The organism is Kitasatospora sp. NPDC048296 (genome assembly GCF_043201815.1).
In the GTDB taxonomy this organism is placed as follows: Bacteria; Actinomycetota; Actinomycetes; order Streptomycetales; family Streptomycetaceae; genus Kitasatospora.
Genome location: NZ_JBICZB010000099.1, coordinates 1 through 10,117 on the forward strand (window position 1 = coordinate 1; position 10,117 = coordinate 10,117).

Sequence of the window (10,117 nt, forward strand, 5' to 3'; positions counted from 1 at the left end):
CTCCGACGCCAGCAGGCATGCGCCGAGCGGCCGACGACCGATCCCGCCGATCACGACCGCTCGGCCGCTTGCCGGTTACTGAGACACGCTCCTAGGCACGCCGCCCGATGGCCTGAAGGTCAGGAAGAAGGGCAGCAAGCGCTGGCCCATGATCGAGCGAATCCACGAGGAGGCGGCGCAGGGGAAATCGCAGCGGCGGATCACGCTGGGACTGCGCTCGGCGGGGAGGCGGCGGTGCTCGGTGAAGCCGAGCCGGGACGGCGCCGGACCGGCGCATCACGGCCTGGCCCGCGTTCCCTCGGTCCGATACGAAGCCACTGTGCTGGTCGCCGCCATCAACGAGTGGTTGTGAACAGCAGATCGTTCGGCAGAAGACGGCTCCCGCCTGGGTCCGGGTGGGCCGGCCGGTGCTGAATAGACTGGGTGGTCGTCGGGGCCCGTCCGTTGGTGCGCCGGTAGGAGGGGGGTCCTTGTGGCAGGCGGGAACGGCGCCGCGGAGCGTGGGTTCGACGATCTTGACGCTCGGTTGATCGACGCGGTCGAGCGGCTCGGGGACGCCGGGCGGGCGATGCTGCGCGACGCGGCCAAACGCGAGGGGCTCTCCGTCACGCAGGCGCAGTTGCTGTTGCGGGTCACTACCCCGACGGCGGGACCGCAGGGCACCGGCAGTTTCGCGCGGTGGCTGGAGGTCTCCGCGCCGACGGTCAGCGACGCTGCCTCCGCCCTGGTCCGCAAGGGACTGCTGGAGGCTGTACCGGATGTCGCCGACACCCGGCGGTCGTCCTGGGTGCCGACGGGTCCGGGCCGGGAGGTCGCCGAACGGCTGCACGGTTGGCGGGATCCGCTCACCGCCGGTCTGTCCGCCTGCTCGCCGCAGGAGCGGGCCGCCGCACTGCGGGTCCTGCTGGAGACCATCGCCTCGCTGAACCGCACGGGGCGCATCACCGTCGCCCGCACCTGCCTGACCTGCCGCTTCCTGCGGGACGAGGCCCCGGACGGGCGGGCGGGTGAGTGGTGCGGGCTGCTGAAGGCCCCGCTCGGCGCGGCCGACCTGCGCGTCGACTGCCCGGACCATCAGCCCGTGCCGCGCTGACCGTTCGTCAAGTTCGGCTCGGAGAAGGCTGGTCATCCCTTGCGCGACACCTGGGGGAGTCGGTAGCTTCAATGTAGTTAGGACTCCTAATTCAGAGTTCGCAGACCCAAGGATTCGAGGACGGCCATGACGCCTGCGCCCATTCCCGGCTACCACTACGACGCCCCCGAGCAGCCCGCCTCCCCGGTCACCGCCGGCGACCTGGACGGTCTCGCCGCGGCGACCCTGTTCTCCGACGCGGACGTCGCAGCACTCAAGCTCGCCGGCGAGGTCCTGGCCGACCAGACCGAGCAGATCCTGGACGTCTGGTACGGCTTCGTCGCCTCCCACCCGCACCTGCTCGCCTACTTCGCCACCCCCGAGGGCGAGCCCATCAGCGAGTACCTGTCCGCCGTGCGCCTCCGCTTCGGGCAGTGGATCGCCGACACCTGCACCCGCCCGTACGACGCCCGCTGGCTCGCCCAGCAGGAGGAGATCGCGCTGCGCCACACGACGGCGAAGAAGAACGTCACCGACGGCGCACGGTCCGTCCCGCACGTACCGCTGCGTTACCTGATCGCGTTCATCTACCCGATCACGGCGACCATGCGGCCGTTCCTCGCGGCCAAGGGGCACGCCGAGGAGGAGGTCGAGTCGATGCACCAGGCGTGGTTCAAGGCCGTCACACTCCAGGTGTCGCTGTGGTCCCGCCCGTACGCCGGAGCCGCTTGGTAGGGCCGGGCAGGCCGGACGGCCGGCTGGGCCGACCTGCGAGTGGAATCGTACGGTCGACCCGGCCGGCGGATCGTGAACACGAGCCTGTGCGTGCCGAAAACCTGTGCCACCCTATGCGACCTGCGAGTATTTGTGGATGAGGCCGCCGAGGCGGTCGCGCCGGATGATCCGTGGTGGGGCGGCGGCGGGTGGTTCGGGCAGGCCGACATCGTTGGGGCATCGTTGTCCGAGTGATTGGTGGGGCCGGTGTTCGGTGTGGTGGTCTGCGTGCTCGTCGACGACGAGGCGCAGGTGCCGCTCTCCGGTGATCAGGATGCGGCCGGTGGCCTCGCGCCTGCAGGATCCGACCCAGCGCTCAGCGATCGTGTTCATCCTGGGGACGCCGGGCAGGATGGGCCTCACGCGGGCGCCGATTGCGGTGAAGACCGCGTCAAAGGCCTGGGTGAAATAGTCGGCGTTGTCGCGGATCAGGTACCGGATGCCGGTGGTGTGCGGGTCGTCCAGAGGCATCACGAGATCGCGGGTCTGCTGGGTTGCTCATTCGACGGTGACGTGCCGGGTGATGTCGGCGATGTGCACCCGCCGGGTGCCGTGCTCGATGAAGAAGAGGACGAACAGCCGTCACAGGAACACGGCGTCCACGTGGAAAACGTCTATGGCGAGGACCCCTTGGGTCGGCGCCTTGAGGAACTTCGACCCGGAGCGGTCGGCACATTGGGGTGCTGGGTCGACCCCGGCCTGCTTGAGGATCTCCCAGACGGTGGAGGCGGCGATCTTCCAGCCCGTGGTTGGCAGTTCGCCGTGGATCCTGCGGTACCCCCCAGGTGTCGTTCTCGCGGGCGAGGTGCAGCACCAGCACACTGATGCGCAAGGACCTGGTGCGGGGCGGTTAACGGCTGCGCGTCGTCGGCCGGATTGCGAAGGGTCGGCCGGCGCTCCTACGAGTGGCTGTGTCGGGTCAGGGGTCCTGCCGGATCCGGCACTGGGTGCAGGTCCAGCATCATGTCGAGCGAGAGAGAGCCGTCTGCCTCGGCGAAGAAACCGACCGGTTGGAAGCCGTTCTTCTCGTCGCGTCTACACAGCGCTGATCTGACGGCCGGCCATGCCGATGCTCCCGAGAGCGTGCACCGCATCCGCGCAACACCGAGGCTCCTCGCAGACCGGGTCAGTTGCCCGGATGGGAGGCCGCCCAGCCGTGTTCGAGCAGCGCGAAGGCCTCGTCGGCGGCTCGGCGCGGTTCGGCGTGCCGCTGGATGAGGCTGCGGGCCTCCAGGGCGAACCGGGCCAGGGCGGCGCAGCTGACGTCGTCCTCGGGCGCACCTACAGCCTCGGCGATGGCCCTGGTCAGGGCGGCTTCGTGGCGTGTCCACATGCGGTGGGCGTAGTCGCGCAGGGCGGGGGTCTCGTGCACCAGGCGCGTGAAGTCGGCGAACCGAGGGTCCGCGGCATGGACGGCGAACTGGGTCTGCTTCAGCAGGAGGTGCGCGCGCAACGCCTGCGGGATCGACTGGCCCGGGGGGCGCTCGCGTACGGCGGCGACGAGTGCTGCTTCCAGGTCGTCGTCCTGATCGAAGACCAGGGCTCCCTTGCCGGAGAAGTGCTTGAACAGGGTGGTCACCGAGACGTCGGCGAAGTCGGCGACGTCCTTGACGCCGACCTGGTCGTAGCCACGTTCCAGGAAGAGCTCGAGCGCGGCGTCGGCCAGGGCCTGGCGGGTCTGGGCCTTCTTGCGCTCGCGTCGCCAGACCGGCCAGCCTCGATCGCACGAAGCTGAACCGTGGTCAGCGGGAACACCAGGGCTCGCCGATGAACGGTCACGGTCGGCGTGTACGCCAGGTTCACCGTCACACGCCCGACATCGAGCGGCACGGCGAGATGAACGTCGCGCTGGTGAGCGACACCCCCGAGGAGCAGCCGAACCTGCTGCTCTCCCTCCGTACCCGCGCCGAGCCCCCGGCCCCGGCGTCCGCGCCGCCGTCCGCGCCCCGTGCCGAGGTGTGCCCGACCGAGGCGCGGATCCTGGCCGCGGCCGCCCGGGGTGACACCACCGCCCGGATCGGCAGGGAGATCGGCCTGACCACGGACGGCGTCAACTACCACCTCGCACGGCTGAGCCGCCGGTGGCACGTCCCCAACCGGACGGCGCTGGTGGGGCGGGCGTACGCGTTCGGCGTCCTCGTGGTGGACGTGTGGCCGCCGGAGCCTGCCCGCCGCACGTGACGGGCCATCAACCGGCCCGGCGCAGGTGTCGGGGCCCGGCCGGGCGCGGTTGCGGACAGCGTCGGCGGCGCCGACAGCACGGACCGCTCTCGCCGATCGCGTTCAACGGCAGGACCATCACGACCACTGCGGACGGCTGTTCGTCCACCTCCCCGGCGGCCGGCGTCTCGCGACGGCTCCCGTCCGGCTGATCGAGCCCGCTGCCGGGAACGGCTCGCGCGGCACGGAGAAACCATTCCAATCGCGAGGTCCCCAGGCCGAGCGCCTCCGCGAGCTGCTGGACGGAGCGGCGCTGCGGTCGGCGCACCCGGCCCCGCTCGATGTCGCTGATCGTCCTCACACTGACCTGGGAACGCCGGGCGAGTTCCTCATGCGTGAATCCCACTTCACGACGAAGCGTCCTCAGCATGCCCCCGAATGCCGAATCCCCTTGTTGTGCCTTCGACACGTCACCCCCCAAGAATCTTGGCGTGTGGGAGCGCTCCCACATGCATCGGGAGCGTAGCAGCACCTCATACCCAGGTCGGCCGCGACACGCGTCAGTGGCTCATAACGGAACAACGGAACGTGACGGCCTCTCAGTTCGAGGCCGTCCGAGGCCGTCAGGCCGAGGCGCGGACCGTCAGTTCGGTCGGAAGGATCACCTGGCGACGCGGCCGCCCAGGTTCGGCGATCTCCTCGAGCAGCAGCTGAACCATCAACCGCCCCATCGCCTCGGTCGGTTGGCGAACACTGGTGAGGGGCGGCTCGGTGCTACGGGCGATGACGGAGTCGTCGAAGCCGACGACGGCCACGTCTCCCGGCACGCGCCGCCCGGCCTCGCGCAGCGCCCGGAACGCGCCCACGGCCATCAGGTCGGAGGCGCAGAACACGGCATCGAGGGTGGGCATTTCGGCCAGGAGCTCGCACATCGCCGCGTAGCCGCCCGCCTCGGTGAAGTCGCCGTGGGCGACGAGCGCGTCCTCCGGGGCGAGGCCGGCCTTCGTGAGCGCCTCCCGGTACCCCGCCAGGCGTGCCCCGGCCGCCTCCATGGCGAGCGGCCCCGTGATGGTGGCCACCCTGGTGCGGCCGCGCCCGACCAGGTGCCGGACGGCCGCCCGGGCCCCGCCGGCGTTGTCGGCGTGGACGTAGCTCAGCGATTCGCGCTCGGACCGGCGCCCGCCCAGCACGGCCGGCATCCCGAGCTGTTCGAGCAGGTCGGGCAACAGGTCGTCCTGGCGCACCGAGACCAGGAGCACCCCGTCGACCCGACGCGCGGTGAGGTAGCGCGTCAGACGCTCGCGCTCGTCCTCGTTGCGGACCAGGGTCAGCAGCAACTGAAGGTCGGTCGACGCGAGTTCGTCGGAGATCCCGGTGATGACGTCCGCGAAGTACGGCTCCGACCTCAGCCGCGCCAGGCTCTCCGGGACGACCAGGGCGACGACGTCGGTGCGCGAGGTCACCAGGGACCGTGCCGCCTGGTTGGGTACGTAGCCGAGCTCGGCGACGGCGTGCTCCACGGCCTCCCTCGCCCGGGCGCTCACCTTGGGCGAACCGTTGATGACCCGGGACACCGTTCCCCGGCTGACTCCCGCGCGGGCGGCCACGTCCTCCACCGTCGGTCGCGCGGCAGACCGGGCGCTTCCGGGGCCCGGCCTGTCAGTTCGGGGCATGATCACACTCCGGTGTGGCTCACTCTCGGGAGTGGCCATCCTACACGGTGTGAGAGCGCTCCCACCGGCGCTTCCACGGGCGCTCCCACGGGCCCGGCCCGTCGGCCGGTCGGGAGGGTGCCCGACCGGCCGACGGGACCGGCGGTCACAGGGGCATGCCCTGCCAGCCGCCGAGGTCGGTGGGCGTCGTGCCCGTGCGGTAGTAGACGCGGCCGTCCGTGCCGATGGCGAACACGTACAGGACACCGCCGCCGTCGACGAGCGCGGTCGGGTAGTCCAGGACGGTGCCGCCGAGGTCCTGCCAGGCGCCGTAGCCGGAGTTCGGGGCGGTCTGGGCGGTGGTGCTCACGCCGCCGCCGCCGTTGCGCTCGAACAGGACGACCCGCCCGCCGAGGGTGGCCATCGCCGGCTCGCCCACTCCCGCATGGCCGCCGAGGTTGGTCGGGGACTGGCTCCACGGTCCGCCGGGCTGGGTCTGGTAGCTGACGAGCATCGCGCCGGTGCCGGCCTCGCGGTAGGCGAGTTCGATGCGGCCGTCCTGGTCGAGCGCGGCCTTGGGCGGGCTGGCCGGCCGGGAGTTCGGGATCGGGCCCGGGCCGTTGATGGCGTCGTTCGGAGCGGTCTGCCACCAGTTGACGACCCCGTCGCGGGTGCTGGCGAAGACCTCGATCCTCCCGACGCCGTTGCGGATCGCGGTGACCGGGTCCTGGATGTCGGTGCCGCGCAGGTCCTCCCAGGTGGTCGTCCAGGCGCCGTTCGGGCTGGTCTGCCGGATCGCGCTGAGGCCGCCGCCGCCGTTCTTGACGAAGAGCTCCAGCCGGCCGTCCTGGGAGGCGACCACCGCGGGCACGCCGACCTGGTCCGCGTTGTTGAGCCCGGCGTTGGGGTTGCCGAGGTCGGCCCAGCCGTCCCGCCACACGCCGTTGGGCGTGGTCTGCGGGACGGAGACGAGGTGGTGGTCGGTCAGGCGGCGGGCGAAGACCTCCATCCGGCCGTCCGCGTTGGTGCCGACGGCTATGCCCGGCGCCAGCCGCCCGCCCGGGTCGGCGAACCGCGCCGGTCCGCCCCAACTGCCGTCCCCCTGGCGCCAGTAGGTGTAGAGGGAGCCCGCCCGGACGACGAAGACCTGCGGCCGGCCGTCCTGGTTCAGCCCGGCCCAGGAGGTGCCGCGCGACCAGCGGTAGTACATCCGGGAGAACCAGGCGGTCTCGTAGCTCCCCGAGTGGTCGTGGCTGGCGTACTCGGAGACGAACACGCCCTTGGCGCCGACCGTCGCCGGGTCGAGGTTCACCGGGCAGTCGCTGATGTTGTAGTCCCGGTAGTTCACCTGGATCAGCGAGCCGCCGTACTGGCTCGCCGCCATGGCGGCGAACTTGGCGGCGGAGATGTGGTCCGAGTGGTCGCCCTTGTAGCGGGTGTCCGGGAGTTCGTCCTGGGCCCGGAGCACGGTCGGCTGGTACGTCACCATGATCTGCCGCAGCACCTCGACGACGTCCGCGGCCGTGTAGGTCGACGGCCCGGACAGCGGGCTGTCCTTCGGGACGACCGTGGTGTCGGTGCCGCCGTTCAGCACGTCGGCGAGCCCGGCGTCGTGCAGGTTGAGGAAGATCAGGTGCACCGACCGGTCCTTGAGCATGTACCGCTCGACCTGCTTGCCCGCGACCGTCCAGGCCTCGACCGTCCAGTGCCCGATTTCGTCGGTCGACGGGTCGTTGTCGCCGACCCCGGCCATCCGGGAGTAGGCGTTGACGGCGCCCATCTGGCGGTTCCAGGTGCGCAGCGGGTCGCCGGCGGGGTCCCCGCAGCCCGAACACGGGTCACCGGTGATGTTCCCGGCGGTGACGAACACCGTGACGGACGGCGTGCCGTCGGCGATCGCGTTGGACAGGTCCGGGTTCATGAACAGGATGTCGTCGTCCTCGTGGGCGACGACCTGCAGGAACAGCGGCCCGGAGCCGGCGGCCATACGCGCGGCCGTACCCGTACCCGTGGCCGCGGAGGCGCGGGTCGCGGTCCCCTTGGCCAGGGCGGGTGCGGCGAGGGCGGTCAGCGCGAGGGAGGTGAGGAGTTGCCGTCGTCCGATTGCCATGTGATTTCCCCTCATTCGAGATTCGAGGTCGGCAGGTGATCACGCCAGGAGGAGATTGGCGGATTGTCGGGCAGGAAGTGCCCGAGACGGTATATCGCAAATCCCGTAAGGCGCGACAGTCAACTGACGTACGATCAAGCCACTCCGTCTGTTTCTCGCCGATCTTGCCTGTCCAGCGCGGTTTCTGCTGGAACTTCCCCATGCTTTCCGCCTGATGTTCCCCCTGGTGAAATCCGGGCCGGCGGTGATTGCATGGTGGATGGCGAGCGGGCTCCGAGATTTCTCGGCGCATTCTCGGACCTCCTCCTCCGGGAAACGGATCGCCGCCATTTCTTCGTAACCCGAGCCATGCGGGAAAAGGGTTTTCCGCCCCGGCGAAAGGACTCCTGTGCACATCGCCCACCGCCCACCGCGGGGCCGCCTCTCCGCCATGACGGCAGCCGCCGTCGTCCTCGGCGCGTTCGCTGCCCTGCCGCCGGCGGCCCCGGCGGCCCCGGCGAACGCGGCCGCCGGCTGCGGGCCGGTCCCCGCCGCGCTCCCGTCAGGCCCGGGCGCACCGCGCCCCGAGTCCTCGGCCTGGACGGGGAGTTGGGGTACCGCCATGAGCCTGGCCGGACCGGCGGCATCCTCGGGCGTGACAGGGCAGCAGACCCTGCGCATGGTCGTCCACACCAGCATCGGCGGCAGCTCCGCCCGGATCCACCTGGTGAACACCTTCAGCCCGGACCCGGTGACCATCGGGCACGTCACCGTCGCGGCCCAGGACAGGACTTCCGCCCGGAACGGGAACCCGGCCACGGCGGCGGCCACGCCGGCCACCCTGACGTTCGGCGGTTCCGGCCGGACCGTCGTCCCGCCCGGCGGCGAGGTCTACAGCGACCCCGTCGCCTTCCCGGTCTCCGCAGACGAGAACCTGCTGGTCAGCCTCTGGCTGCCCGACGGGGTCACCACCGCGCCCTACCACCCGTACACGCTCACCACCTCCTACACCTCCGCCCCCGGCGACGGTGCCGACCGCACCCAGGACACGGGCGGCGCCAACCTCTCCACCCCGTACGCCTACTGGGCCTTCCTCAGCGGCCTGGACGTCACGGCCGCCGGCAGCGACGGGACGGTGGTCGCACTCGGCGACTCGCAGGTGGACGGCGGGCACACCAACCAGGACTCCAACACCCGCTGGGCCGATGACTACGGGCGCGCCCTCAGCGCCCGGCCGACGCCCGAGGGCATCGTCAACAAGGGCATCTCCGGCAACCGGATCCTCACCGACGGGACGGGAGGACGCGTCGGCTTCGGCCAGAGCGCGCTCAACCGCTTCGACCGGGACGTCCTCTCCCAGACCGGAGTGCGGAGCGTCGTGCTCTACGAGGGCATCAACGACATCACGATGGACGACGCCTCCGACTCCGCGCTCGAGTCGGGGATCCAGCAGCTGGCCTCACGCGCGCACGCGGCCGGGCTGCGCTTCACCGTTGCCACCATCCCCGCCTTTCAGGGCTACACCGACTACACCGCCGCCCGGGACCGGGTGCGTCAGTGCGTCAACGACTGGATCCGCACGACGACGGCTGTCGACGGCTTCCACGACTTCGACCAGGCGACCCGCGACCCGCTCAACCCGAGCGCCGCGTTCGCCGGTTACGTCTCCTCCGACCACCTGCACTTCACCACCAACGGGAACACGGCCCTCGCCGAGGTCCTCGCCCCGCGGCCCGCCCCGACCAGCCCCTCCCACACCTTCTCCCAGACGACGGCCGGAGCCTTCCACGGCAAGGGCATCGGCGACCTCGTCGCCCGCGACGACTCGGACGGGCACCTGTACGAGTGGGCGGGGCTGGGAGACGGGTCTTTCACGGCCAGGACCGACCTGACGGCCGGCTGGGGTCCGTTCTCCCAGACCACCGCCGGCGATTTCCGGGGGACCGGCCACGCGGACCTGATGGCGCGCGAGGATGCGACGGGCAACCTGTACATGTGGCCCGGCAACGGGGACGGTACCTTCGCCGGCCGTGTGCTCGTCACCGACGGCTGGGGTCCGTTCTCCCAGACCACCGCCGGCGATTTCCGGGGGACCGGCCACGCGGACCTGATGGCGCGCGAGGATGCGACGGGCAACCTGTACATGTGGCCCGGCAACGGGGACGGTACCTTCGCCGGCCGTGTGCTCGTCACCGACGGCTGGGGTCCGTTCTCGCAGACGGTCGCCGGTGACTTCCGGGGGACCGGTCACGCGGACCTGATGGCGAGGGAGGACGCGACGGGCAACCTGTACATGTGGCCCGGCAACGGGGACGGTACCTTCGCCGGCCGTGTGCTCGTCACCGACGGCTGGGGTCCGTTCTCGCAGAC

General features: G+C 71.1%; 10 protein-coding genes. 5 read left to right on the plus strand and 5 right to left on the minus strand.

What is annotated here, in order from left to right; all coding sequences use genetic code 11:
* Window positions 1–148 precede the first annotated feature (148 nt).
* The 3 genes from ACGF12_RS34795 to ACGF12_RS34805 all read left to right on the plus strand — a co-directional run bounded on the left by ACGF12_RS34795 (window position 149) and on the right by ACGF12_RS34805 (window position 1,807).
* Window positions 149–352: a hypothetical protein gene (locus tag ACGF12_RS34795; RefSeq protein WP_393039344.1), complete on the plus strand. Its 204-nt coding sequence runs from the start codon at window positions 149–151 to the stop codon at window positions 350–352.
* A 120-nt stretch (window positions 353–472) separates the two neighbouring features.
* Window positions 473–1,093 carry a MarR family winged helix-turn-helix transcriptional regulator gene (locus ACGF12_RS34800; RefSeq protein WP_393039346.1) on the plus strand — a complete coding sequence of 207 codons (621 nt, stop codon included), beginning with the start codon at window positions 473–475 and terminating at the stop codon, window positions 1,091–1,093.
* Window positions 1,094–1,219: 126 nt separating this feature from the next.
* Window positions 1,220–1,807, plus strand: coding sequence for a protoglobin domain-containing protein (locus tag ACGF12_RS34805; protein WP_393039349.1), 588 nt, complete (start codon window positions 1,220–1,222; stop codon window positions 1,805–1,807).
* Window positions 1,808–1,918: 111 nt separating this feature from the next.
* On the opposite strand, the gene ACGF12_RS34810 is transcribed toward ACGF12_RS34805, so the two are convergent.
* Window positions 1,919–2,317 (minus strand): integrase core domain-containing protein, encoded by a 399-nt coding sequence (locus ACGF12_RS34810; protein WP_393039352.1) that lies wholly within the window; start codon window positions 2,315–2,317, stop codon window positions 1,919–1,921.
* Between the two features lie 655 nt (window positions 2,318–2,972).
* Entirely contained in the window at window positions 2,973–3,512 is a 540-nt protein-coding gene (locus ACGF12_RS34815; RefSeq protein WP_393039398.1) for a TetR/AcrR family transcriptional regulator, read from the minus strand.
* A gap of 185 nt (window positions 3,513–3,697) precedes the next feature.
* On the opposite strand from ACGF12_RS34815, the gene ACGF12_RS34820 reads away from it, so the two are divergent.
* Complete coding sequence (locus tag ACGF12_RS34820) at window positions 3,698–4,027, plus strand: helix-turn-helix transcriptional regulator (RefSeq protein ID WP_393039354.1); 330 nt, start codon at window positions 3,698–3,700, stop codon at window positions 4,025–4,027.
* Between the two features lie 7 nt (window positions 4,028–4,034).
* On the opposite strand, the gene ACGF12_RS34825 is transcribed toward ACGF12_RS34820, so the two are convergent.
* From ACGF12_RS34825 to ACGF12_RS34835, 3 genes are all read right to left on the minus strand, one after another.
* On the minus strand, window positions 4,035–4,517 hold the full coding sequence (locus tag ACGF12_RS34825; RefSeq protein WP_393039357.1) for a helix-turn-helix domain-containing protein: 483 nt from the start codon (window positions 4,515–4,517) through the stop codon (window positions 4,035–4,037).
* 112 nt (window positions 4,518–4,629) lie between these two features.
* On the minus strand, window positions 4,630–5,679 hold the full coding sequence (locus ACGF12_RS34830) for a LacI family DNA-binding transcriptional regulator (RefSeq protein WP_393039360.1): 1,050 nt from the start codon (window positions 5,677–5,679) through the stop codon (window positions 4,630–4,632).
* Window positions 5,680–5,824: 145 nt separating this feature from the next.
* Window positions 5,825–7,768 carry a PIG-L family deacetylase gene (locus tag ACGF12_RS34835; RefSeq protein WP_393039363.1) on the minus strand — a complete coding sequence of 648 codons (1,944 nt, stop codon included), beginning with the start codon at window positions 7,766–7,768 and terminating at the stop codon, window positions 5,825–5,827.
* Between the two features lie 430 nt (window positions 7,769–8,198).
* On the opposite strand from ACGF12_RS34835, the gene ACGF12_RS34840 reads away from it, so the two are divergent.
* Window positions 8,199–10,117 (plus strand): FG-GAP-like repeat-containing protein (locus ACGF12_RS34840; protein ID WP_393039365.1); only part of this gene is annotated, 1,919 nt, incomplete at its 3' end.

Bases quoted from the DNA above. Each gene is read 5' to 3' on its own strand.
- ACGF12_RS34795 (WP_393039344.1), top strand. From the start codon at position 149: ATGATCGAGCGAATCCACGAGGAGGCGGCGCAGGGGAAATCGCAGCGG.
- ACGF12_RS34805 (WP_393039349.1), top strand. From the start codon at position 1,220: ATGACGCCTGCGCCCATTCCCGGCTACCACTACGACGCCCCCGAGCAG.
- ACGF12_RS34810 (WP_393039352.1), bottom strand. From the start codon at position 2,317: ATGCCTCTGGACGACCCGCACACCACCGGCATCCGGTACCTGATCCGC.
- ACGF12_RS34825 (WP_393039357.1), bottom strand. From the start codon at position 4,517: ATGTGGGAGCGCTCCCACACGCCAAGATTCTTGGGGGGTGACGTGTCG.
- ACGF12_RS34830 (WP_393039360.1), bottom strand. From the start codon at position 5,679: ATGCCCCGAACTGACAGGCCGGGCCCCGGAAGCGCCCGGTCTGCCGCG.
- ACGF12_RS34835 (WP_393039363.1), bottom strand. From the start codon at position 7,768: ATGGCAATCGGACGACGGCAACTCCTCACCTCCCTCGCGCTGACCGCC.